The following is a 26,065-nucleotide window of genomic DNA, read 5'->3' on the forward strand; positions in this document are numbered from 1 at the left end:
AGAACTCTTGCATAAATATTTTTTGATAAAATAAAGGCTTATCTATTTCTCTGCCAGAGTAAGTTCAAATAGCCAGAAAATACCAAATTTTTCATATTAAGTGATGTTCAAGAATACCAAACCAAAAATTTGATATAGTTAATTGATTCAGCAATTAGTTAATCACTGAATTATCATTATTAATTTTGTTTTACTTTAAGCTTTTAAAGCTAATTCATAATTGTAGATTCCGGCAATCAAATTAGACCTTAAACCAAATCTGCGATGACGATTACGATATTGATTAGATAAAATATTGAAAATCTTTAGACGACGTTTAACGTGTTCGACAACGATTCTTAATCGATTCAGTTCTCGGTTATATTCCCTCTGTTGTTTAGCTAACTTTTTTCCTTTTGGTTTCTTAATCGGTGTTTCACTTAATTTATGAATTTTGGCAATCCCTTGATACCCTTTATCCGCTATAACTTTTAGTAATTCACCAAACCTGACACCACTGGTCTTAAATAATCGAAAATCATGGATTCTTCCTTTACCATGACCTAAACAGATGATTTGGCTTGTTTTTTGGTGAATAACTAATTGGGTTTTTAAAGTATGTTCTCCAGCTTTACCGCTAAAAAATTTCTTTTGACCTCTCTTGGGTCTTTCAATTGGGCTTTCAGTCACATCCATCACAACTAAATCTTCTTGTGATGGCATCTTTAAGAGTTCTTTCTTTCCTGGTAAGCTAAACTTTCTTGAACTAATTAAAATGTTTTCAATTTTATATACTGTTCGACATACTGCGGATTCTGAAAGCCCCCAATCTAATCCAATATGATAATAAGTACGGTATTCTCTCCAATACTGAATCACCATTAAAACTTGGTCTTCAATAGTTAATTTAGGACGGCGACCAGGCTTCTTCTTTTTTTGAGCATCAGCTTTAACTATATCAACCATTAATTCAAAGGTTTTACGGCTCACTCCAGTCCCGAAGCTGAAATTTTTTTGCAGTAAGCTGTTTGGCGTTCTCTATTTTCACTGCTCCTCAAAATCCTAATCGCAAATTGCCAAACTTTTAATCATACCACAAATCACTTTTGCAAGAGTTCTGATGTTAATCTCTCATGTTTTCCGGAAATTAAGAGGTAATGTCAGAAAAACTAAATAAAATGACTTACTGAGTAACCAGGTCATGATCAACCACATCATTGGTAAATTATTACAAGGGCGTTACCAAATTGTCCAAAGCCTGGGTGCAGGGGTGTTTGGACAAACATACATTGCCCTAGATGTAGATTACCCAGACAATGCCAAATGCGTAGTTAAACAGATCAAAGCTAGTAGTTTTGAATCCAACTACTTGGACACACTGAGGCTATTGTTTTTAACTGAAACTGAAACTCTCAAGCTTTTAGGAAGCCATCAGCAAATTCCTGAATTCATCGCCTGCTTTGAAGAAAACAAGCGATTTTATTTGGTGCAAGAGTATATTGAAGGACATGCTCTCACTGCGGAATTACCCATTAATCAAGAATGGGGGTCTGTGTGGAGTGAAAGGGAAGTTGTAGAATTTTTATTAGATGTCTTAGGTATTCTAGAATTTGTTCACTCTCAAGGTGTTATTCATTGCGATATCAAACCAGAAAATTTAATTAGACGTGCTGCTGATGGCAAGTTAGTTTTAATTGATTTTGGCTCAATTCAATCGATTGATTTTGGTATAGGTGCAGAATTGCCTATCCATAGAATTCCTGTGACTTCATTGGGATATATACCACCAGAACAATTTATTGGCGAAACACAACCCAACAGCGATATTTATGCTTTGGGAATGATTGCTATCCAAGCTTTAACAGGGCTAGAACCACTACAATTAAAAGCCGATCCTTATACTAATGAGATTATTTGGCGTTCTCAAAATACGCCAGTTAATGATTATTTAGCTGCTGTTCTCAGCCAAATGATCCGCTACGATTACCAAAAACGTTTTCAATCTGCGGGTGAAGTTCTGCGGGTTCTCAAACAAATGATCTGGGAACCTCAGCCAAAACAAATATTAACACCAGATATTGAAGATGAGAAATCCCAGAATCCTGTTTCTGGAAAATTATCGCCCTTATTTACAGGAATGAAAGTTGGGCTAGCAGCTAATTCTTTGTTGATGGGAGTTGGTGTATATTCTTTAGTTAATACTTCACCTGCATACTCAGAAACAGAGACTTTATCTCAAGCAAAAAAAGAATATCAAGCAGGGGATTTGCAAGAAGCGATCGCACTAGTTAAATCAATTCCCTCCCACAGCAATATTTATCCAGAAGCTCAAGCCACAATCGAAGGATGGCAAGAGCAATGGCAAGTCGCTGCACAACAATATCAATTAGCTTTAGCAGCGTCTTATGAAGGTAAATGGTCAGATGTTATTGATGCGGGTCGTCAAGTTCCAGATATTTTATATTGGCGAAATAAAACAGATAAATTAGTTCAAAAAGCATATATAAATATTGAAGCACAAACCGAAGATTTATTAGCTAAAGCTTATGAAAGTGCCAGTATAAAAGATTTTTCTACAGCATTAAGATATTTGCGACAAATTCCTAAAGAAAGTTCTGCTGGTGCTATAGTTCAAGACAAGTTAGCTGAATATAATCGCAAGCGCCAAATCAGAGCAGCTTACTTTTTAAATAAAGCTTACAGTCAAGCATCTTTTGGTAATTTTGATAGTGCTGTCAAGTTACTGAAAAATATTCCTAGTGATGCTTTAGTTTATGCTGAAGCTCAAGTCAAATTAAATGAATATACTCAGAAAAAGATAGCTTCTGCAAAAAGAAAAAATTTCTCTCTCTCTAGAAATTCAGCTACTAAAATTCAATATTTTCAGTTAGAAAATCAACTGCAACAGTTAAATATTCGCTAGTGAGAGTAATTTAATCAACAAAAATCGGTAGACGAATGGGGGATAAGAGACGTTGCATTGCAACGTCTCTACATCTGTAGCCCTAACTAGGGTGTCGTCTGTGGTGGATTAGTGGAATTAGGAGTTGGGAGAATTGGCACAATTACAGGCTTTGATTTTTGGCTTTCTAGTTGAATTTGGGCTTGGTCGCGGGCGTTTATTGCTTGTTGGTAATTAGGCTTATATTTTATTGCTCGATTGTAAGAAACGATCGCATCTTGATAGCGTTGCAAATTGAATAGAGCATTGCCTTTACTATACCAGCTTTCGTAATGGTCTGGTTTATAGCGAACTGCTCTATCATAAGATGCGATCGCGTCTTCGTATTTTTGCAAAATATATTGTGAATTTCCCAAGTTATACCAAAGTTGATAATCGTTTTTCTTAAAATTTGCTGCTTTATTATAAGATTCTATTGCAGCATCATAACGTTGGGTTTGATGCATTGACCAGCCTATATTATACCATGCTTGATAGTTGCTGGGATTATATTTAATTACTTGGTTAAAAGATTCAATTGCTTCTGGGTAACGTTGTAAATTCATGAGGGTATTACCTCTAGACAACCAAGCTTGATAAAAATTTGGCTTGTATTGCACTGCCTTATCATAAGCTGTAAACGCATCTTTATAGCGTTGTAAATTTACCAAAGCATTCCCCCAATTGTACCAAGCTGACACGTAATCTGGTTTGAATTCAACAGCCTTTTCATAAGCAGCGATCGCCTCATTGTATCGTTTGAGATTTTGTAAAGCTAATCCTTTTTTGTACCATGCTTCAAAATCATCTGCTTTCAATTCCAATGCTTTTTGATAAGATTCAATTGCCTGGTCATATTGTTTTAAATTACCTAAAGCATCTCCTTTGGCATTCCAGACTTGGGGATTTTGACTATTTAATTCTAAAGCTTTGTTAAAAGAAGCGATCGCTTCTTGATATCGTTGTAAATTGTCAAAAGCCAAACCTCGTCCAACCCAAGCTTCTAAATAATCTGGCTTGATTTGAATTGCTTTGTCGTATGCTGCTAAAGCATCTTTATATTTTTTCAATTGCGAAAGGGTTTTGCCTTGACCATTCCACGCTTGAGCGTAATCTGGTCTAATATTAACTGCTTTTTCATATACTGCTAACGCTTCTTGATAACGTTGCAAATCAAAAAGTGTATTTCCTTGTTTAGATAATTCTATGGCATTCTTAGAATTAACGTGGTTCAAAATCAATATCGATCCTACTCCAGCCACCCCAAACAAAAAGATTGCTAATACCAACTTACCCAATAAACCTTTTTTCTGTTGAGTTTTTTTTATCTTATTTGGTGGTGAAATAGGAGTTAATGCTATTGTTTCAGCCGGGGGTTGTGATAATTCTTGCAGCGCTTTTAATGCCACCGTTGCCGAAGGGTAGCGTTGTCGAAAATCATAGCGCACCATTCTATCTAAAAATTGAGCAAATTCTGGCGTTACCGTCGTTTTATCCTGCCAGACAATTTCATTAGTATCGGGATCTTTGACTATTTCTTCAGAAGATAATCCAGTCAGAGCTTGAATAGCAATTATCCCTGTAGCATAGATATCACTGCTTAATTTTGGCGTACCATGAGCTTGTTCCCCAGGAATATATCCAGGTGTACCAATAGCAACGGTACATTGAGTTGAAGCTTGGGGAGTAATAATTTGGGTAGCAATTTGTTTAACTGCACCAAAATCAATTAAGATTAACTTGCCATCAGTATCCCGTCTGAGAATATTTCGAGGATTCACATCACGGTGAATTACATTCTGTTGATGGACAAATTCTAAAATTGTCAAAATTTCTTGTAGAAGTGAAACCACTTGGTCTTGACTCCAGGTTTTCCCTGGTATTAATTCTTCACTCAGGTCATGACCTTCAATTAATTCCTGTACGAGATAAAATTCGGCGTTTTCTTCAAAATAAGCTAAAAGTTGGGGAATGCGATCGTGAGTGCCTAATTTGTACAAAACTTGAGCTTCTGTATCAAATAAACGCCTCGCCGTTTCCAAAGTTACTGGGTCATCTGCTTGGGGCTTGAGTTTCTTGACCACACATTGAGGCGAACCAGGTAATTGAGTATCATAAGCAACAAAAGTTTCACCAAAACCCCCACCTCCCAAGTTACTAATAATTTGGTATCTTCCAACAAGTGTGTTTCCCAACATCTCGTTTGCCCAGTATAAGTGCAATCTGATTTCGATTTTGCCACAGGTTAAGGGAAACATGGGGAGATGGGGAATTGACAGTTATCAGTTAACTGTCCACTGTTTACTACCCAATGCCCCATGCCCAATGCCCCATGCCCATTGACTAATAACTAATTTATGATTCCTATTAGTGATAATGTTCGTTGTTGCAATAAGCCGATAATTAATTATTGGCTTATTGGCATTAATATTGCCGTGTTTTTATGGGAACTGAAACTAGAATTTAGCGATGAATTGGGCTATTTTGTCAATAGTTGGGGATTGATTCCTGCCCAGATTAGTGGGGCAATTACAAATGCTATTTCTTTGAACTTTGCTGCTTGGATAGTTGTGGTTTGGCGTATATTATCGCTAATTTTTAGCATATTTTTGCATGGAAGTTTTAGTCAAATATTGGGAAATTTGCTATTTTTATGGGTTTTTGGTAAGACTGTAGAAAATATTCTCGGACATAGGCGCTATCTAGGATTTTACATAGCGGCTGGCGTTGTGACGGGGGTGGCACAAATTTTAATTGAACCAAGTTTGAGAGTTCCATTGATTGGTGCGAATGGGGCGATCGCAGCTGTTTTAGGAACCTATATTATCAAGTTTCCTCAAGCGAAAATCTACTCAGTTTTGCCTTTGATAATTGTGTATATACCCCTGGAAATTCCAGCATTTTTATATATATTATGGTGGTTTTTTCAACAGCTATTTTATGGCATTGGTAGTTTAAATATTCCCCCTGTTGGTGTAAATCAATCTGGTATTATTTACTGGGGTCAGATTGTAGGATTGGTTTTTGGTGCAGGTTTCATGCGGTTTAGGGCGTTTACCAGGTGACCGAAAACGAAAAGGATACAAGCCCCTCTCTTACGAAGTTCTGATGCCTGCGGCGGGCTGCGCCAACGGCGGAAACCGCCGCTCAAACTTCGCGCTAAATTTATTTATGGAGATCGTTAATTTTGAATTTTGAATTTTGAATTCGGAGCGTACCCCTACGGGGAAGCAAGCTACGCGTAGCGTCTCGTAGAGAAGCGACGTGACTCATTTTTGGATTTTAGATTGCCCAATTGAATCATTTATTTGTTGGAGTTATCTTAATTCAATCCCAAATCCAAAATTTAAAATCTCAAATTCGCAATCCGAGGGTTGCCCTTCTCACAAATTAAATAAAATTGCTATATATCTTTTGGCTTAAATTCCTTAGCTACCCTCGCAAAACTAAGCATATAAGCAAAAATCATAATTAAGAAGTTAGTAATATTTCACAATTTTTAATTCTTTCTGTGCCTTTTGATAGATTGTATTTTTTATCTGAAAAATCGATACTCATCACACTAGCGGATGCCTACTGTTCAAGTCGGTATTGTTTAGTTATAAACGGTACGTCAGATGCTAAATGTTAATTTAATTTACAGTGAAAAGGTTCAAGCAGAAAGTCTTGGAGAAGAATTTAATCCAACTTTCACCACCAAGTTACCGCTTTTAGTCACAAATGAACAGCTTGGGTATAAGGAAGATGAGTCTTTTATTTCTGACCCTGATACCCCATTTCCCAGTGAGACTCAAGTTTTGGTGGTGGATGATGAACCTGATATTCGTGATTTAGTAACCTTTATTCTGCAAGATTACGGTGTAGAAGTAACCGCCGTTGCATCAGCACAAGAAGCATTACAAGCACTGTCTGAGTCGATACCGGATGTTTTGATCAGTGATATTGGAATGCCAAAAACAGATGGTTATATGCTGATGCGTGAAGTGAGAAAGCGATCGCCTCAAGAAGGCGGACACGTACCAGCGATCGCTCTGACGGCTTATGCTGGGGAAATCAATCAACAGCAAGCACTAGAAGCAGGATTTCAACTGCATATTCCCAAACCAATAGATCCAGATGAATTAGTCGAGGCGATCGTTGGTTTGATGACTCAATCTGATACTAAGTAACCTTCTGAAACACTGTCCCTAACTGATATATTAAAGGTATATATTTGATAGGAAAATTAACCTGCGTAAGATTTACTTAAGTAAATGTACTTGGAATTTTGATTTTTCCAAAATCCTCTGTTTATTTTAAGTGTTTTTACAGAAGATATTATTTAGCAAAACCATAATTATTTAAATAGTTAGATAAACAATTTATTAATTTATCTAAACATTTTTTTAAAAAACCTTTTCATAAATTGAAAAAGCAATGAATAACTGTCCATGCTGTTCTCATCAGCTTTTGCGCCATATCCGGCGTCAAGAAATTTACTATTTTTGTCGGACATGCTGGCTAGAAATGCCAGTTTTAAAACAAACATACTATCCCAAAACTCAAGCTAATTTCATCGATAAAACCAAAGTTCTACTTTAAAAGAAAATTCAAAATTCTAGTAGCCAGTAGGGTGCGTTAGCCATAGACATAACGCACCCTTCTTAAGGATTAAGTGCTGACAACTTTATTAGACCTCTTGCAAAAGTGTTTTTTGCACTCTTGTGGGAAAAGGGATACATGTTAAAGGGGAAAGGAAAATACCAAACCTTTCCCCCTTTCCCCCAATACGGTTCGGTTAAGATCCCCCCGCCTACAGCGACCCCCTTTTTAAGGGGGTAAAAGAGGGTTATAAGCCCCCCTTTTTAAGGGGGTTGGGGGGATCTTCGAGGAATAAACACGTTAACCGAACCGTATTGCCCTTTCCCCGACTTCTGCAAGAAGTTTATTTTTTACTTCTTGATAAAGATCGTCCAGATCGGCATTTTGGCTCAATACCTAAATAGTTTTGCTTGTCATTCAAGCATGAGGTAACAGAGCTACAATCAAAACTCCCAAAATTCCCAGGAAAAATCCGACTACAAGCCAAAGTGTTGGATTTCTACCTTTCTTTTCAGCAATTTGCATACAAACAAAACCCATAGCTGCCCAGAGAATCAGCCAAATAATTGCTTGCATAAAGCTCACTCCTAATTTAATTGATTGAAACTAATTTTTCGTGAATACAATTTGCTGGCTACACTAACTAGGCATTGCAATTTCAACAATCAGAGTATCTAACTCACTGTCAATTACATCTATTTCTCTTCTGAGAGAATCTAGTTCTCGCAGCTTTTGATCGACATTTACTTGACCCTTCTGCTTCTCAGAGACAATTGAATTGACCTGATCGCTAACACTCTGAATCTCTTTTCCTAGTCCTTGATTTACAGCTTCCTGAATCTCACGTAATTTGACTAAAACTGCATCAGCCACTTCATTACCACGCTGTTGAGCCGAATCACGAAGCGAAGCAGCAAACCTTTTACTTACCTCTTCCTTGACTTTATTAGTAGTAGCGTTAGAGGTTATGAACGTTTGAACTACACCTCCTCCAGCCATAATCGGAATTAAAACCCAAGGATTCAGTCCCACCAAAAAAACTGTTCCGATACCAAGAGCTAATTGTGGAATAATACTCTTGAGCATTTCCTGATAGCCAAGGGTAGCACCTATAGCAGCCATACCCCCACCCAAGAAAACACCTCCCAGAACTAACCCCCCAGCAGCAGATAATACACGTTCCAGGGCACCAACCTGTCGAGGTCCTACATCATCCGTAGTTACAGAGCCACCTGAAACCTCAAACTTTATACCATCAATTTTGTCGATAAAACTCTCTGCTCGCTCATCTAATTCCTGGAAAAGATTTTCTAAACGTTGACTAACAATTGGTTGTAGTTTGTCACGTTGCCATTCCACAAATTCAGCTTCAACTTGACTAGAAAGGTAAGTAACGACTTCTTGAACCAATCTTTCGACTTGTGGTTTTGCACCCTCCAAAGACATCAAGTTGACAGAAGTTTTAGTTTCGAGTTTTTTAATCCATTCATTAACTTTCTCCGGCAAGGTGCGGTAAAAACTGCATCCTTCTGTACTCACAGTTATTCTGATATCATCACAAAAATTACTAATACGTCTGACTATTTGGTCTTGTTCTGCTTTTAGACGATGTAAAGGCTCTTTAGCACCTTCAAGTCTTGCTTCCAAAGTCTTCAAATCAGTCTTCAACATAGAATCTCGTTCAGGGATAGTTCGTCGTGCTGCATAAATGGCAGCTTGCACTTCCCGTGCAGGACGAAGGATTTTAATTTTTCCCCTTTCGTTAGCTAAAAACTTTTCTAATTCTTGCTCAACTTGCAACATCCCAGATTTTGTAATTCGTTCTTCGTCATTATCAATCCGCCCTTCTAAAGCATCAAGGGCACTGATGAAAAAGACTCGTTCCGAACCACGTTTAGTTCTAGGAGCTAACCGAGAAATGCCATATTGCTTAACATCTTCCCGTTCCTTAGCTCGAATCATATTAAAGCGGTTGCAGATGAAGAAAATATCTTCATGTCCTGTGGGTTTGAGGATATTGTCAATGACATCTAATTCTGACTTGGAAGCTAATGCTTCACAAGAGAGTACGAACAAAATAGCATCAACACGAGACAAATAGTCCATAGTGACTTTTTGACGAATGTCATGCTCATTCAACCCTGGAGAATCAATAATTTCTACTCCATTTTCACAAAGCTTTAATGGCCAAAAAAGTTCCACTTTATCGTAACGATTTCCATGCACTTCACTAACACCATCTTGAATCACAACGTACTCCTCAAGTTGATCTACTGAAACTTCTTGAGGCGGCAAATTTTGACTATCTTCTGTCTTTGCGTGATGAAGTAAAACTCGTCGCGGTTCTCCCCATTTGACTTCGTTGATAATGGCAGTACAAGGTCTAGCATAAGCTGGTAAAATTTCATCGCCGAGCATAGCATTGATAAAAGTACTCTTACCACGCTTAAATTCACCAATTACCAGCACCTTAAAACTGTCTGACTTAACTAAACTCTCTAATTGCTTGACTGTATTTTCTGAGTCAGTCATATCTAAAGCATGTAGTACTCCCTGAAGTTCACGAATGAGCGATACAAGAGTATTGCGCTTTTCTTTAAATGCTTCGTATTGTTGATAAATAGCTTGAGTCATAATCTTCCTTGATGAATAATTTAGTGAGATAGAACCGTATGAATTTCTTCCTTGAGAACAGATGCTTGCTCAAGCAACTGAGTGTAGGGAGTTATGTCTTGTGTATCAGCACTTTTTCTTAAAGTTGACTCCCAAGCAGATTGCCAAACTTTTTGCTCTTTTCTCATCTCTTCTATCAATTGGTTGTAAAGTTCTCTCAGACGCTCCGATAAGCGATTACTGTAATCATCAGTTATTCGCTCGATATTGAGTATTAATTCTTCTGACAAACGTCGTCTTTGTTCATCTGTTTTATCATTAATGAACTGATCGCTGAGAACCCACGCGACAGTGCTGATTACTGCTCCGGCAGGCCCTCCAAAAATAAAGCCACAGATTGTAGTTGCACTGCTGGCTAGTCCTGTGAGCAGGGCGTAATGGCGTATATCTGTCAGTTCTAATTGGCTCAAATTCACATCGACGTTCAAAGTCGATGACGAATTTGAAAAATTGCGAACAAATTGTCTAGAAAAATTTTGAGTAACTTGATTCTGCATCCATTCAAAATCATGAGAAAGTTCATTGAGAATTTCTTGACTTAATTGGTTTCCAAGAGCTAGCAGTTCACGTCGTAGTTCAAAAGGTAAATCCCGCTCCCACCAATTTTTCAGGTCTTTGGCTTTCTTTAATTCAAAAGAGTAAATTTCAATTAATTCCTGTTTTGCTTGCAGAACTTTCTGTCTTAATGTTTGGACATGTTGCAGCCGACGCTGATCTAAATTTAAGCGAATATCTTCCCAATAAAGCTCTGTATTTTCTCTTTCTTGTTGTGCCTGACGCAGAGCCTGTTCTTTTTCTAGAGTACTCATCTGAACAGACTTAATTGCTGCTTGACTCAGATCGACCATCTGATTGAGATAATCCACTAACTGTCCTGCTACTTTTCTACTGCGCCAGATTCTACGTTCTCCTTTCTCTACCATTGATTCAATTTTGGTTCTGACTCTTGCGAGTGTATCAACCTCAGATACATCATCATTTAACGGATGTATTGGAATAATTGGAACTTTCTCTGAAACCTCCATGACACGCTCACGAATCACCTCAAGTAATTCCACTTTCTGGTTTGGAGCAACTGTATCAAGTTTTGAGACAGCTACGAGGACATTAGGAATATGGCGACCCATTACTTCCTGTTCTAAGAAAGTCGCTTCTGTGATACTAAAAGGCAGTGTTGCGCTCACTAAAATGACAGCAGCATCACACTGACTTAGTAGGTCACAAAGTAGAGCAGTACGACTACTGTTCAAATCTCCCGCTCCTGGTGTGTCTATTAATTCGACATCAATAGTTCGTAGCCAAGGATGATCTAAAGTCAAACGAACTTGAGTTAATTGTTTTTGGTTATCTTTAGTTTCTTCACTAGCTAGCAAATCATTCCAAGATGATTCCTCTATTGGTCTAACTACCCATCCTTGGTCAGGAGTCCGAACTTCCATCTTTTCAGTAGCTCCTGCAACTATTGAAATTAAAGTGCCTGTTGTGGGTCTAGCTCCCATAGGAAGCAAATCGCGCCCTAGCAAGCGGTTAATTAAAGTACTTTTACCGCGACTAAATTCACCAACAAAAGCTAGCCGAAAACCAGGAAACTCCCATCGAACATCGAGTTCTGTTAATGCTGTAATTATTTCGCTACAGGATATAGTTTCAGCTAACTTCAAACAACTCTCAATCCAGGGTTCGATATGTTCGTCTACATTGGTGATGCTTTTGGAGGTCTGAGATGAAATTAATTGAGATGGTTCTTCTTTTGTAATATTGCTACTTTCCTCATTACCGCCTGATGTTTCAGAAACAAATGACTCCAACTCTATAGCAGAGTTATTTGATTGTGGTGTGTTCAAATCTTGGTCGGATGAATGATTCATTGAATGAGGATGTGAATTTTCAAATTGAGAAATATTCTGTGTGGGATCTGCGTTCATGTTTATATCGTTTTCTGGAACTTCGGTTTTCAGACCAATGGGAAGCAAGTTTTCCTCAAAATTATCAAATTTATCTTGTTCAATATCTGTCAGAAAGTCAGAGGTTGTTTTCTGAAGTGTGGAAAAAATATCGTCAAACATAACTGTATTTTTTAGGTAAGTTAAACATTAATTGCTGCTATCTTTTGACGTTGATCGGCTAAACGTTTCTGCCGCCTTTCTATCTCAGCCAGATCTCTTTGAGTTAATTCCTGCAATTGAGTTAAACGCGCCAATTCAATTTTGTGTTGGCGTAGAATATCTTCAATGAGCGTCCTGTACTTTTCGATGTAAGAGTCAATTCGTTGTTTGAGAGAAGTTTCTAGGCTTTGAGTGTAAGTCATCGCCGCTTTGTCAGTTTGTGTTTTGACTGTATCAAAGTAGGAATTAAGTCCTGGAGTTAGCTGTTCCCAAAGCTTTTGTTTACGTTCATCTAAGGAGGGCATAAAAAACCGTGATGCCCACGATCCAACTGCTAGTCCTACAAGAGTCCCAAGACCTGGAACTGGTAGTAAGACACTACCTACTACTGCACCAGCCGCAGCTCCCAAACCCATTTTTGTACCATCACTGCTGTCGAGCTTTTGAGTGAGGGATTGAGCAGAAACAGCAATGTTAGAGGAGTTGACTTGAAAGTTGTAGCTGGCATTACTAGTAGCTTCTACTCTTCCTCCAATAGATTGGAGACTACGATATGCTTCGGCAAATTTCTGATCAAAAATTTTGCCTACAACGATCGCATCTTCGGCCAGCTTTTGTGTTAAAGGTTGTAAGTCTTTCTGAAGCTGATCTTGATCCTCCTTCAGAAGCTTTTGAGCCTCAGACTGAAGAACCTGTTTGAGTGCATCCTCACTGGTGACACTAAATAACTGAGTACGTATTTTCTGGCTGGCGCTTTCTCGATGAGAATCTACACAACTGGCTGTTTTTGCTAGGTAACTGGAGATGGAGTTTCTCAGTTGCCTTTCACAAATGGCATATTGTTCTACGGTAAATTCAGGTAAATTCGGAATCATTTCTTGCTTGATTTTAACCTGACGGTTCTCATACTTTTGCCATTGCGATCGCAAGTGAATGTCAAGCTGCTCAAACAGTTGAGCCAGAAGACGCAGAAGGCTCTCAGCGATGCTCAAGGTTCGTTCTCGACTCAGACGAGCAATAATGATTTTTTCTAGTGCGGTGAAACGCTCATGCCAAACTTTTAAGTGTTCTGATACAGGTTCCTCTCCAGTCAGTATGTCTAATGCTACTTGTGCTGAACACGAATGCAGCACAGGTGGAGAAATACCGAGTTGATTAACCAGTCGGGAGCGTAAATCTTGTAAGAGCGCACTCTGTTGTTGAGGCCTAATTGCATCCATGCGACTAACTACAAAAATGCATCGATGCAGGTATGGTTTGAGGGAGTTTGAGAGAAAGTCAGCTAAGGTCTGGGATAAAGGCACCGTTGCAGGCACAATAATGATTGCCAAGTCGGCTTCCTGCTGAACTACTCTTTGTGTAATAGCACCATGTTTCAGGTTTTCGGCATTAGTACCAGGGGTATCAATAATTATGATTCCATTATTTAGGAAGGTGGCTGGATGCTCAATGGTAATATCGACAACATCTTTAGCCACTTCTTCCTCGGAGCTGATCATATGAACAAATCGTTTGATATGTATCCCTTCAGAACTAGGAAGCCAAGGTAGATTCACAACTTCACTATTAGCTTGAGTTGTGACTACACCTGCACGAGAGCCAGAAAAATGTACTTCTACTTTGAGATCGTTACCGTGAGTTATTTTCGTGGCTGCTGCTGTTGCAACTAGAGCAGACGTTTTCAGTAAGTCGTCTTTCAACAACGCGTTAATGAAGGTACTCTTGCCGCTAGAAAACTCACCAATCACTGCTAAGTATAAGTTAGGGTCTTGTTGTCGCTGCCTAATTCGGTCAATTTGCTGTTGGAGTTCAAACTGTAATGAGTTAGAAATTTCAGATCTTTGAACCACTTCCTGAATAAATTGCAGTTGTTCGTTACATCTGAGAAGAACCTCTATCTGCTCTGGTATTTCTTGGTCAGCCATTTTGCCTCGATCGCTTAATAAACTAATATCGTTTTTGGGCATCCACTATGCTAGTTTGTTGCATTATTATCCAGAACAAATTACTGGTAAGTATTTCAATCATTATTAGTTGTTAATTTCAAATTAAACAGCTTAAACTCTTTAACAAAAACACCTGATAAATAATTAGCATCATATGTACTCAATACCCAGTTTTTGTTTTTGTCAACATATATAGCAATCCCATTTGATGTGTGAGAATTTTCCTGTTGACTGTCCTTTGTCATTGGTCATTTGTCCTTGGTTGTTTCTCATGAATGATTTAGGAGTGCTATATTTAGTGGACTAGCTCTCTAATACAAAAAAATTATCTTTTTAACAGGCAATAGGTAAGTATTTTTAAATTTTATACTTAAAAATAATATTAAATTATTTTTACCATTGTTTTGCCAGTATATACTGATAAAGAGAAATTATTTAACATAATGTGCTTTTTTAACTACACAAATGCAATTTATCTTTTCCTATAAGCTTTATATTTATTTACATATCCGCGGTTAGGGATGATGTTAAGGAAGCTGTCACCAGATTTTAAGTTACCCCAAAGTCTTTTCTGGACTAGCTTTGAAAATTTTTAACCTAGAGTAAAATGCTGAAACCACCTGTTTTAAAATTTTAATTTTTGTACAAAAAATACAGGCTGATTCTTAATAACGTTAGCGCTCTTTTATTACTCTCATTAGAGAATATTTAAAATCTGATTTCTCTGTGCTTGTTTGTAAACAAGGATTTTTTGACTGTAAATTAACCCAAGCTGAACCAAATTTAACGTTAGGATAAATATAAACGGGATTTAAATTCTATCTACCGTTCTCATGGGAATGACTGAGCAACACGATTCTGACTCTCAGCAATTCAGTGAACTCACCGATAGTGCAACCAACAAATCGGTCGGTAATCCCTGGAAAAATCGGGTTGTTGGTGCCTGGAACAAAGCAACAACAAGTTTGACGCAATTCTTACCAGTAGAACAAGCGGCACAAACGGTTATTGAATGGTTTAGTGTCAGTGAAACTCAAGTTGCAGAGATTTTAGAGAAAGTTCGAGCCGAACTACCAACTACAGAAGCCCTGTTAATAGGTAAACCCCAAGCCGGAAAAAGCTCAATTGTGCGTGGACTGACGGGAGTTTCTGCCGAAATTGTCGGTCAAGGATTTCGCCCTCACACCCAACACACCCAGCGCTATGCCTATCCTTCCAATGACCTGCCGTTACTGATTTTTACTGATACTGTGGGATTGGGTGATGTTCGCCAGGATACTCAAACAATCATTCAAGAGTTACTTGGCGATTTGCAACAAGAGACTCGTTCCGCCAGAATCTTAGTTTTGACCGTCAAAATTAATGATTTTGCAACTGATACCCTACGACAAATTGCTCAAAAGCTGCGCCAGCAGTATCCAGATATTCCGTGTTTGTTAGCGGTTACGTGCTTACACGAAGTTTATCCCCCCGATACTGTCGATCATCCTGCTTATCCACCAGAGTTTCACCAAGTCAACCGTGCATTCACTCTTATACAAGAGACTTTTGCTGGACTGTACGATCGCTGTGTACTCATTGACTTTACTTTAGAAGAAGATGGCTACAACCCCGTATTTTATGGCTTGGAAGCCATGAGAGATACGCTGGCAGAACTACTCCCACAAGCAGAAGCCCAAGCAATTCATCAGCTATTGAATCGGGAAGAAGCTGGTAACCAAATTGGCAACCTTTACCGCGATACAGCACGGCGTTACATTTTGCCTTTTGCGATTATGTCTGCAACCCTAGCCGCTGTGCCATTGCCATTTACCACAATGCCGGTGCTAACGGCGCTACAAGTTTCGATGGTAAGCCTGTTAGGAAAATTATACGGGCAAACACTTACGCCATCCCAAGCCGGGGGCGTTGTAAGTGCCATCGCTGGTGGTTTCCTCGCACAAGCAATCGGGCGGGAATTAGTTAAATTTATACCACTTTTCGGCAGTGCGATCGCCGCATCTTGGGCTGCCGCCTACACCTGGGCGTTAGGGGAAGCAGCCTGCGTTTACTTTGGCGATTTAATGGGAGGTAAAAAACCAGATCCCCAGAGAATTCAGTCAGTGATGCAAGAAGCTTTTAAGGCAGCACAAGAACGTTTTAAAGGAATTAAACGTTAACATTCAGCAATTTCTTTCTCAAAACAAACACTCAGTGAATCACCCAATTCATTAATATTTTTGAGCATAATATACCAAAAATTCAACCTAAAGTTTCAAAATAAAAGTTACACAATAATTACTAGTAAATTCGTAATATTTGTGTAGAAAAAAGTTATAAAATCATGCACAATCGAACTTGGCAGCCACCTGATTTTGTTCAACTCAACGGTCAATTTGTCACACTTAATCCCTTAATTCCACAAAGAGATATAGATGCTTTATATGCAGCTTCACACGGGAGTCCTGAAAAAGAAGCTGTATGGAATTATTTATTTTACGGGCCATTTGATAGCCTTTCGACAATGAAAGACTGGATGGAAACAAACCTAACAGGTAAATCCGATCCTCTGACTTGGACAGTGTTTGAAAACTCAGCAAATACTCCAGTGGGGATTGTAGCATTACTAGCGATCGCTCACAATCACGGCCGTGCTGAAATCGGTCATGTATGGTTTACTCCCGCAGTCCACAAAACTAAAGTCAATACAGAATCACAGTTTTTATTACTTCAACATCTTTTCGATCGCCATTGTTATCGTAGAGTCGAATGGAAATGTGATTCTCTCAACCATGCAAGTCGGACTGCTGCTGCACGAATGGGATTCATTTATGAAGGTCGTTTCCGACAACATATGTTTGTGCGTGGAAAAAACAGAGATACCGATTGGTTTGCCATGACAGATAAAGAATGGCCGCGCTGTAAAACGAATTTTGAAAGATGGCTTTATTCCAATGAAAAAATTTCTTTAATGGAACTAAATAATAGTTAGTGGCAAGAGGCAAGAGGCAAGAGGCAATAGGCAATAGATAACATTCCTACTAACGTTCTGAATTCCTCTTCACAAATTAGCTGAACTTGGTAGAATCAAAACGATACTACTGCAAGTGAAGCAATGAATTCAAACGTAATCGGCGGAGAACTAGAAGTTTGCTGCACTTCCCCCATGACTGGGTTTTACCGAGATGGCTTGTGTCGTACAGGTGGTCAAGATTTTGGCTCACACGTTATATGTGCCGAATTAACACAAGAGTTTCTTGAGTTTACCAAATCGCGTGGTAATGACCTGAGTACACCTGCTCCTGAATATAATTTTCCTGGACTCAAAAAAGGCGATCGCTGGTGTTTATGTGCTTCTCGCTGGCAAGAAGCCCTCGAAGCCGGCGTTGCTCCCCCAGTAATCCTTTCAGCAACTCACCCTAGAGCTTTAGAAGTAGTCTCCTTCGACGATCTCAAAAAACACGCCCTAACTTCTTCTTGATTAGTCATTAGTCATTCTCCACGTCCCCGTGTCCCCGCGTCCCCGTGTCTCTCATCTCCCCAATCCCCACTAACTCACGGGGACTTCCACAGGTAGTTTCAACACATTAACAACCACACCAATTAATTTAGTGGGGTCAATTGGTTTCGGCAGATGCTGTTGAAATCCGGCTGCAAGTGCTTGTAAGCGGTCTTCATCTCGTGTATATGCAGTTAAAGCGATCGCGGGAATGCGTCCCCCTTTTTCTGGTTCTAAAGAACGCAGTTTACGAATTAGCGTATAACCGTCTTGCTCTGACATACCGATGTCGCTAATCAAAATATCTGGTTTGGTTTGTTCTAGTACTGCTAAGGCTTCATCCACTGATGACACCGCAGTGGCAACGGCGCCATAGTCCTCAAACATAAAGCTGAGAAAATTACGGGTATCTGTTTCATCATCTACAACTAAAACCTTTAATCCCGCCAGGGGAGTAGAAGCCCCAAGGGAGGAAATTTCTCCTGCTTCTTTAGTGCCTTTGTTAGCTCGATTGTCTTGTAGCAATGGCAGTCTCACAGTAAAGGTTGCTCCCTGTTCTGTGCCTGGACTTTCGGCACAGATGGTCCCCTTGTGAAGTTCCACTAAGTGACGGACGATGGCTAGTCCTAGTCCTAGTCCATTGTGCGATCGCGTTGTGGTACTGTCTGCTTGCCGGAAACGCTCGAATACTTTCGGTAAAAACTCTGGACTAATGCCAATGCCTGTATCGATTACTTGAATTTGGGCGTATTGGAATTTTGGATTTTGGGCTTCGGCTTCGCTAACTCGAACGTTTTTGGATTTTGGATTACTAGTTTCATCAGTGTTTGAATTGGAATTTTTATCTTTAGATTCCAATGCCAAAGAAGCTTGATTACTCGCTAAATCAGGGCTATCGTTAATTGAATATCCAAAATAGGTAGATAATCTGACTTCTACCCTACCACCTTTGGGTGTAAACTTAATGGCGTTGGTTAATAGATTCCATACAACTTGCTGTAAACGGGCTGGATCGCCATACACTGAACCAACCGAAGTATCCAAGACAGTATTTAATTGAATAGCTTTTGCTTCTGCTAAAGGACGCACTGCTTCTAGGGCTGCCTCCATCACCGAGATCAGATTCACAGCACATATATTTAATCGCAACTGACCGCGGATAATCCTTGATACATCTAAGATATCCTCAATTAGTTGCATCTGAGATGTGGCGTTGCGTTCGATCGCCTCTAGGGCGCGGGCAGTGGCTTTATCGTCAAGTTTCTTAGAACGCAGGATTTTTGACCAGCCAAGCATGGAAGTTAGGGGTGTGCGGAGTTCGTGGGAGAGAACCGCGAGAAATTCATCTTTCATGCGATTTGCCGCTTCAGCTTCCTGTCTTGCTGTTTGTTCTCGAATTACTTGAGCGCGGACTTCTTCGGCTTGCTTGCGTTCAGTAATATCTTCGAGAGTGCCTACATACCCCAGTAATTCCCCTTGACCGGAAAGCATCGGTGATGAGCGAACCTGAACCCAACGAACGCTGCTATGAACAGTTTGAAAACGAAATTCTTCGGAGTAGTCGCGACCTTCATTAATATAGGCAGCCCAGCTATTAACTGCTCGTTCTCTATCTTCAGGATGAACAGATTCCAGCCAACTCTTTTCTACGCTCTGTGCCGCTTTCACTCCACAAATTGTCTGATAACGCGGATTGGTATACCTACACCGTCCTTCTGTATCAATTTCAAAAATGCCAACTGGCGAACAAGTACTCAGGGAACGAAATCTCTCTTCACTTTGTCTGAGTTCGGCATTAACAGCTACTAGTTGGGCTGCTTGTAGTTTGACGGCTTCTGTTTTCTTAAATAATTCTGCAAATACTGTGACTTTTGAAGTTAAGATATTCGGGTCCAGGGGCTTGAGTAAATAATCCACTGCACCCAACGCATAGCCTTTAAACAGCATTTGGTCGCTGGTGCTGAAGGCGGTAAGAAAGATGATTGGTGTATGACGCGATCGCCCCCGATTGCGAATCAAAGTAGCAGTTTCAAAGCCGTCCATCCCTGGCATTTGCACATCCAGCAAAATCACTGCAAAATCCTGATGCAGCAGACACCTTAAAGCTTCTTCCCCAGAAGTAGCTCTCACCAGATTCTCACCTAGTTTTTCTAGGATTGCCTCTAGTGCGAGTAAATTTTCCAGCTTATCATCTACCAGGAGGATGTTTACTTTGGGTTCCATCTGCATGGGTTCATTTCCGTGATAAATAACAAAGCTTGACCATTTGGTCAGCAATGTCTCTTAGTGTCAAAATCCAGTCTACTGCAACAGCTGAAATTGCTGCCTCTGGCATAATGCAGCTCTCTGCTGTGGCGGGTTCCTGTACAATAGTGATTCCCCCCCGCGCTTTTACTTTTTTTAAACCTTCCATACCATCTTGGTTGGCTCCTGTCAATATTATACCGATAACTTGTTCGCCATAGATATCGGCTGCCGACTCAAACAACACATCGATTGATGGTCGGGCATAGGAAACAGGCTCATCAGTGGAAAGAGCAAAGTGACCTGGTTCAACAAGTAAATGATAATCTGCTGGAGCCAGGTAGATATGTCTTGGTAGTATTTCGTCTTTGTCTTCCACTTCTCGAATTGGTAAGGAAATTGATTCTTGTAATAGTTGCCGGAGTGTGCTGTTCGACTCTTTGTGACGGTGTTGCACGATCGCGATCGGTACTGGAAAATCCGCTGGCAAACTTTGGAGAATGATTTTCAGTGCCGATAATCCACCTAATGAAGTACCAATCACTACAATTTTAAATGCCACTAATTTAGGCCTCATACCCACCGAATATGGTTATAGGGGATAGGGCATAGGGCATAGGGCATTAGTTAGTAATTCTTATCCCTTGCTATCTCATCTCCCTTGTCTCCCTCATCTTCCATCTTCCCATTCCGTAAAGACGCGATGAATAGCGTCTTTACCCACAACTATTGAAGATTATATATTTTTGTGATTTACTTTACAAATAAATATTTGGTAAATGTGAAATAGTTTACATAAAAGTATTGTATTTATGTTTAATAATATTTTAATTATGCTAATTTAGATACATAAAAAAACTATTTTTCTTGCTAGATAAACAATTTTTAAAGTTTTATTTTTTATTTTTTTGACAATTCATAAAAATTTACTTAAGCTAAAAGATAGGTTAAGCCAATAAACAAACAACAGCGACTTTGTTTAGGTAGATTAACAATTGCTGTTGTAGATTGTCGGCATGAGGGAAGGAATCTCCAGTAAAAATATTGTCTGTAGGCAAACTCACCAGATTTGACTACCAAAAGCTAAGACATGACTAAACATATTGCACCGCGCAAATATTAAATCAGCGAACAGCGATCGAGGTTTTAAGGGGGACTGATAAGAGAAGAATTCAGAATTGGTGAATTAATTAGGTTTGGATAACCAAACTTGATAATTTGAACAAAATCAATCAGAGGTAGAAGCATTGATTTTGCAACCATTCTGGCTACTAATGACTGATTTTTGAGAATTCTTACCTGAGAACTAATAACTGCTGAACAGATTCCGGTCATTTATAGATGGATACTTGTGGTGATGTTAAGCCGTTACCTTTTTAATTTGCACAGTCACTTATGCTGTTGACAGTTGACGGTTGAGAGTTAACTATCAGAGGTTAACAGCCAACAACAAAAAATGTGCAAGTTATATGGGCGACAGCTTAGTGAGTGTCCATAAAAGTTTGAAGTTTAGTTCCAGTGCGGTAAATATGTCCAGGAGAACACAATGCTTGAGTATTTTACATCTTTGAATGACCATAATTTGCCGTATCCAGATACGATACACCCCATCGTTGTCCACTTCGTAATTGCGATGGTCTTGTTTTCCTTTTTTTGCGATGTAGTTGGCTATTTCACTGGTAAAACTCGCCTTTTTGAAGTGAGTTGGTGGAATATGTTTGTCGCCACGATCGCCATTTTCGTCGCCATTGTTTTTGGTCAGTTAGAAGCTGGTTTAGCACAGCCTTACAGCCTAGCTAAATCGGTGCTGAATTTGCATACATTAATTGGTTGGTCACTTTCAGGAATCATCGCCGCCATTACAGCTTGGCGCTATGTAATTCGTACCCGTAACCCGCAAAAAGTACCGATTTCTTATCTGGGAGCCGGACTAGTTTTAACTTTAATAGTTGGCTTGCAGGTATATCTCGGAGATCAACTTGTTTGGGTGTATGGACTGCATACAGTACCAGTTGTGGAAGCCGTAAAGGATGGTTTATTGCCATGAACTCAGAACTGATTGACCAATTGAACGGACAACTAGGCGCAAACGGACTACCTTATACGATTCCCATTCATCCCAACTTAGTCCATCTGACACTAGGTTTATTCATCATCGGTATCACCTTCGATATTGTCGGTGTTTTGTTCCCCTTCCAAAAATGGGTGTTCAAATTTTTGGGAATTACCGTCGAACGTGACAACTTCTTTGAAGTTGGCTGGTACAACATGTTCGCTTCCAGCATCATTACATTTTTCACCGTGGGAGCAGGTTTTTACGAAATGCTGTTGGCAACACCACCAGCTGAGGTGAAAAGTGCCTGGGGATTGCAGGCAATGGAAACCATGCTTTGGCATGGTGTCGGTGGTGTGTTCTTATTAGCAGTAATTGTTGTCATGACCATCTGGAGAGGATGGCAGCGCTTCGTTTGGAGCAAACAAGAATATAGACAGACAACAAGACAAGTGCAATGGAGTTATTTACTCACAGGCCTAGCCGTCATGTTCCTGATGTTCCTCCACGGCACACTAGGAGCGCAACTGGCTACCGAGTTTGGCGTCCACAACACAGCAGATAGACTACTACAACTAGGCCAAGACCTCAACACAACACTCAAATAAGTCATTAATCATTGGTCATCAGTCATTAGTAAATAACCAATGCCCCATGCCCAATGCCCAATGCCCAACATCCAATATTGACCATGAAAATCCAGAAGATTTTAAATGTTTTAACGCTGCTTACAGGCGCGATCGCAGTTACCGCTACAAGTCTGTGGATCGGCAAACAAGCTTACTCTTGGCTTCCTCCACAAGCAGCAGCTGAATCCCAACTAATTGATAATTTGATTAGTTTCTTAGTAACCCTTGGTAGCTTCATCTTTTTGGGAGTAACGAGTACTTTGATGTATTCTGTAATCTTCCATCGCGCAGTTAAAGATGACTTTACCGACGGCCCCGCAATTGAAGGTAATATCACCCTAGAAGTTGTCTGGACAGCAATCCCAATTTTGTTGGTGTTTTGGATTGCAGGTTACAGCTACCAAGTTTACGAGCAAATGGGAATTCAAGGCCCCTCCCAACTAGTTCACCTGCATAATCCCTTGGGAATGGAATCGGCTTATGCAGCAACGAAAGATTCACCAGATACAGCTTTAGCTGAACCAGTAGAAAAAATTGACGTACTAGCCAAACAATGGGCTTGGGTCTTCCATTACCCAGAAAAAGATGTTACTAGTACTGAATTGCATTTACCGAGCGATCGCCGGGTGCGTTTAGCGCTAAACTCAGAAGACGTTCTCCACGGGTTTTATATTCCTGCATTTCGTCTCAAACAGGATATTATTCCCAACCACAATATTGACTTTGAATTTACTCCCGTCCGTCCCGGTCAATACCGATTGACAGATTCCCAATACAGTGGCACATATTTTGCAACCATGCAGGCCAATGTGATTGTCGAATCTCCTGAAGAATACCATCAATGGCTATCCCAAGCCGCAACCCAAAAGCCATCCCCAGCCAAAAACCAGGCAGCTTCTGAGTATGCTCAAACATCCAATCAATCAGTCCAAACTGGTTGGGCCACAGTTCCCCCTGCTGCACCTCCTCTGGTCAATTCCCCTGGTTGAAAAACCCATCTCCCGACCCTTGTACAGACGCGATTAATCGCGTCTGTACTACCGACTCCCTGAATTTATTAACAGGAAAGTAACTCATGACTAATGTTCCTATTGACGGCATTAGTATCGTAGGTGAGAACTCTCACCACGAATCTCCAGGCGACTGGAAACGATACTTCAGCTTTAGCACCGACCATAAAGTTATTGGTATTCAGTATCTCGTTACCTCATTTATCTTCTTTCTCGTCGGCGGTATCTTTGCAATGGTGATTCGGGGAGAACTGATGACACCCGAATCAGATTTAATAGATCGCACAGTCTACAATGGCATGTTTACCATGCACGGCACCGTGATGCTGTTTTTGTGGACATTTCCCTCACTCGTTGGTTTTGCCAACTATCTAGTGCCCTTAATGATTGGGGCGCGAGATATGGCATTTCCCCGCCTCAACGCCGTTGCTTTTTGGATGGTGCCAGTAGTCGGAATTCTCTTGATGAGCAGTTTCTTTATTCCTGGTGGCCCAGCCCAAGCAGGCTGGTGGGCTTATCCTCCAGTCAGTCTCCAGAATCCCACCGGTAATTTAATCAACGGTCAAGTCCTCTGGCTGCTGGCGGTGGCGGTATCCGGCGTGTCTTCAATTATGGGGGCAGTGAACTTTGTCACCACAATTGTGAAGATGCGGGCACCAGGCATGGGCTTCTTTCGGATGCCTTTGTTCGTCTGGGCAGTATTTAGCGCCCAAATCATCCAACTCTTTGGACTACCTGCACTCACAGCAGGTGCAGTAATGCTACTACTCGACCTCACCGCAGGCACCGCCTTTTTCGACCCTGCCAGAGGTGGAAATCCAGTGATGTTCCAGCATTACTTCTGGTTCTACTCCCACCCCGCCGTTTACGTGATAATTTTGCCCATCTTCGGCATTTTCTCGGAAATCTTCCCAGTTTATTCCCGTAAACCTCTATTTGGTTACAAAGTAGTTGCCGTTTCATCCATCTTGATTGCTGTAGTCAGCGGTATCGTTTGGGTACACCACATGTACGTTAGCGGTACACCAGGTTGGATGCGCTTGATTTTCATGCTGACAACCATGTTTGTGTCAGTCCCCACAGGAATTAAAGTCTTTGCTTGGGTAGCAACGATTTGGGGCGGAAAATTGCGGTTGAAGACCCCAATGCTGTTTGCCTTGGGTGGATTAATCATGTTTGTCTTCGCCGGCATCACAGGGATTATGCTTTCCTCCGTGCCAGTGGATGTCCACGTTAACAATACCTACTTTGTAGTCGGACACTTCCACTACGTCCTCTACGGCACCGTGACAATGGGCTTGTATGCTGCCATTTACCACTGGTTCCCCAAAATGACCGGTCGGATGTACCACGAAGGTTGGGGCAAAATCCACTTCTGGTTAACCTTCATCGGTACCAACCTCAACTTTCTGCCCATGCATCCTTTAGGATTGCAAGGAATGTTACGCCGAGTTGCTTCCTACGCCCCAGAATATACATCTTGGAATATCGTTGCTAGCGTCGGCGGATTTCTCCTAGGAGTATCGACCTTACCCTTCATTTTCAACATGGTAATTTCTTGGATGCAAGGCGAGAAAGCACCCGATAACCCGCACCGGGCAATTGGACTAGAGTGGTTAGTTTCTTCACCACCCCCCGTCGAAAACTTTGAAGAAATCCCCATCATCGTCTCCGAACCCTACGGCTACGGCAAATCCGAACCCTTAACAGCAAACCTCCCCGAATAACGCCAGGGAAGACGCAGAAACCCTCCGCGTACCTCTGCGCTTCCCCTTGCGTACCTTTGCGTTTCAAATTACCCCTCAAAAAGCAAACTCCACCAATGGACAGCTATATCAATTCCCACGAATTACACCACACAGAGGTAGAACATAGCCACGATGAAGAAGGCAACAAAATGTTTGGCTTCATTGTCTTCCTACTCTCTGAAAGCGTAATTTTCCTAAGTTTTTTCGCCGGATATATAATCTACAAAACAACAACTCCCAACTGGCTACCCGCTGGTGTTTCTGGACTAGAAGTCAAAGAACCGGCAATCAATACAGTAGTTCTTGTTGCCAGTAGCTTTGTAATTTACTTAGCAGAACGCGCCCTTCAACGCCATGACTTAATGAAATTTCGCCTGTTTCTTTTAGCAACAATGGCGATGGGAACTTACTTTTTAGTTGGGCAAGCAATTGAATGGAATAGCCTCGCCTTTGGCTTCACTTCAGGAGTATTTGGTGGCACGTTCTATTTGCTCACAGGTTTCCACGGTTTGCACGTTTTGACTGGTATTCTGTTGCAGTTGATTATTTTAGTACGCTCTTTCATTCCTGGTAATTACGACACAGGCCACTTTGGCGTTAATGCAACTTCATTGTTTTGGCACTTCGTCGATGTTATCTGGATTATTTTGTTTGTCCTCATCTATCTGTGGCAATAAA

Annotated in this window: 20 protein-coding genes; 12 read left to right on the forward strand and 8 right to left on the reverse strand. The window is 40.5% G+C overall.

The genetic code is table 11. The features are described 5' to 3' along the window. Positions 1–195 precede the first annotated feature (195 nt). Positions 196–999, reverse strand: a complete 804-nt coding sequence (locus H6H03_RS20775; RefSeq protein ID WP_199339022.1) for an IS5 family transposase — start codon at positions 997–999, stop codon at positions 196–198. A 181-nt stretch (positions 1,000–1,180) separates the two neighbouring features. Between H6H03_RS20775 and H6H03_RS20780 the strand changes: the two genes are divergently transcribed. Then, positions 1,181–2,902, forward strand: coding sequence for a serine/threonine-protein kinase (locus tag H6H03_RS20780; protein WP_190956971.1), 1,722 nt, complete (start codon positions 1,181–1,183; stop codon positions 2,900–2,902). 86 nt (positions 2,903–2,988) lie between these two features. Here the strand turns inward: H6H03_RS20780 and H6H03_RS20785 are convergent, their stop codons facing one another. Beyond that, on the reverse strand, positions 2,989–5,118 hold the full coding sequence (locus tag H6H03_RS20785; protein ID WP_190956972.1) for a tetratricopeptide repeat protein: 2,130 nt from the start codon (positions 5,116–5,118) through the stop codon (positions 2,989–2,991). Between the two features lie 159 nt (positions 5,119–5,277). Here H6H03_RS20785 and H6H03_RS20790 point away from each other — a divergent pair, with 159 nt between their 5' ends. The 3 genes from H6H03_RS20790 to H6H03_RS20800 all read left to right on the forward strand — a co-directional run bounded on the left by H6H03_RS20790 (position 5,278) and on the right by H6H03_RS20800 (position 7,501). Further along, positions 5,278–5,985 (forward strand): rhomboid family intramembrane serine protease, encoded by a 708-nt coding sequence (locus H6H03_RS20790; RefSeq protein WP_190956973.1) that lies wholly within the window; start codon positions 5,278–5,280, stop codon positions 5,983–5,985. Between the two features lie 552 nt (positions 5,986–6,537). Continuing rightward, positions 6,538–7,089, forward strand: a complete 552-nt coding sequence (locus H6H03_RS20795; protein ID WP_190956974.1) for a response regulator — start codon at positions 6,538–6,540, stop codon at positions 7,087–7,089. Positions 7,090–7,336: 247 nt separating this feature from the next. Further along, positions 7,337–7,501 (forward strand): hypothetical protein, encoded by a 165-nt coding sequence (locus H6H03_RS20800; RefSeq protein ID WP_190956975.1) that lies wholly within the window; start codon positions 7,337–7,339, stop codon positions 7,499–7,501. Positions 7,502–7,918: 417 nt separating this feature from the next. Here the strand turns inward: H6H03_RS20800 and H6H03_RS20805 are convergent, their stop codons facing one another. The 4 genes from H6H03_RS20805 to H6H03_RS20820 all read right to left on the reverse strand — a co-directional run bounded on the left by H6H03_RS20805 (position 7,919) and on the right by H6H03_RS20820 (position 14,246). Next, entirely contained in the window at positions 7,919–8,077 is a 159-nt protein-coding gene (locus H6H03_RS20805) for a hypothetical protein (protein ID WP_190956976.1), read from the reverse strand. Positions 8,078–8,140: 63 nt separating this feature from the next. Then, complete coding sequence (locus H6H03_RS20810; protein ID WP_190956977.1) at positions 8,141–10,135, reverse strand: dynamin family protein; 1,995 nt, start codon at positions 10,133–10,135, stop codon at positions 8,141–8,143. 20 nt (positions 10,136–10,155) lie between these two features. Then, complete coding sequence (locus tag H6H03_RS20815; RefSeq protein ID WP_190956978.1) at positions 10,156–12,240, reverse strand: dynamin family protein; 2,085 nt, start codon at positions 12,238–12,240, stop codon at positions 10,156–10,158. 20 nt (positions 12,241–12,260) lie between these two features. Further along, entirely contained in the window at positions 12,261–14,246 is a 1,986-nt protein-coding gene (locus tag H6H03_RS20820) for a dynamin family protein (RefSeq protein ID WP_199339015.1), read from the reverse strand. An 818-nt stretch (positions 14,247–15,064) separates the two neighbouring features. On the opposite strand from H6H03_RS20820, the gene H6H03_RS20825 reads away from it, so the two are divergent. From H6H03_RS20825 to H6H03_RS20835, 3 genes are all read left to right on the forward strand, one after another. Continuing rightward, positions 15,065–16,384, forward strand: a complete 1,320-nt coding sequence (locus H6H03_RS20825; RefSeq protein WP_190956979.1) for a GTPase family protein — start codon at positions 15,065–15,067, stop codon at positions 16,382–16,384. A gap of 164 nt (positions 16,385–16,548) precedes the next feature. Continuing rightward, entirely contained in the window at positions 16,549–17,196 is a 648-nt protein-coding gene (locus H6H03_RS20830; RefSeq protein ID WP_190956980.1) for a GNAT family N-acetyltransferase, read from the forward strand. A 123-nt stretch (positions 17,197–17,319) separates the two neighbouring features. Continuing rightward, positions 17,320–17,685: a DUF2237 family protein gene (locus H6H03_RS20835; RefSeq protein ID WP_190956981.1), complete on the forward strand. Its 366-nt coding sequence runs from the start codon at positions 17,320–17,322 to the stop codon at positions 17,683–17,685. A gap of 69 nt (positions 17,686–17,754) precedes the next feature. Here H6H03_RS20835 and H6H03_RS20840 read toward each other — a convergent pair whose 3' ends face one another. Together H6H03_RS20840 and H6H03_RS20845 are read right to left on the reverse strand one after the other, a co-directional pair. Beyond that, the gene (locus tag H6H03_RS20840; RefSeq protein WP_190956982.1) at positions 17,755–19,932 is read right to left on the reverse strand and encodes a hybrid sensor histidine kinase/response regulator; all 2,178 of its coding nucleotides are present in this window, start codon (positions 19,930–19,932) and stop codon (positions 17,755–17,757) included. A gap of 4 nt (positions 19,933–19,936) precedes the next feature. Then, complete coding sequence (locus H6H03_RS20845) at positions 19,937–20,509, reverse strand: chemotaxis protein CheB (RefSeq protein ID WP_190956983.1); 573 nt, start codon at positions 20,507–20,509, stop codon at positions 19,937–19,939. Positions 20,510–21,493: 984 nt separating this feature from the next. Here H6H03_RS20845 and H6H03_RS20850 point away from each other — a divergent pair. The 5 genes from H6H03_RS20850 (at position 21,494) to H6H03_RS20870 (ending at position 26,064) form a co-directional block, all read left to right on the forward strand. Beyond that, positions 21,494–21,994 (forward strand): DUF2231 domain-containing protein, encoded by a 501-nt coding sequence (locus tag H6H03_RS20850; RefSeq protein ID WP_190956984.1) that lies wholly within the window; start codon positions 21,494–21,496, stop codon positions 21,992–21,994. Continuing rightward, positions 21,991–22,608, forward strand: coding sequence for a DUF2231 domain-containing protein (locus H6H03_RS20855; RefSeq protein WP_190956985.1), 618 nt, complete (start codon positions 21,991–21,993; stop codon positions 22,606–22,608). The genes H6H03_RS20850 and H6H03_RS20855 overlap by 4 nt, the downstream gene beginning before the upstream one ends. 83 nt (positions 22,609–22,691) lie before the next feature. Then, entirely contained in the window at positions 22,692–23,618 is a 927-nt protein-coding gene (locus H6H03_RS20860) for a cytochrome c oxidase subunit II (protein ID WP_190956986.1), read from the forward strand. Between the two features lie 86 nt (positions 23,619–23,704). Next, positions 23,705–25,366 carry a cytochrome c oxidase subunit I gene (gene ctaD, locus H6H03_RS20865; RefSeq protein ID WP_190956987.1) on the forward strand — a complete coding sequence of 554 codons (1,662 nt, stop codon included), beginning with the start codon at positions 23,705–23,707 and terminating at the stop codon, positions 25,364–25,366. Between the two features lie 95 nt (positions 25,367–25,461). Then, entirely contained in the window at positions 25,462–26,064 is a 603-nt protein-coding gene (locus H6H03_RS20870) for a cytochrome c oxidase subunit 3 (protein ID WP_190956988.1), read from the forward strand. Position 26,065: the final 1 nt, after the last annotated feature.

It is taken from the genome of Nostoc paludosum FACHB-159, assembly GCF_014698835.1.
GTDB lineage: Bacteria > Cyanobacteriota > Cyanobacteriia > Cyanobacteriales > Nostocaceae > Nostoc > Nostoc paludosum.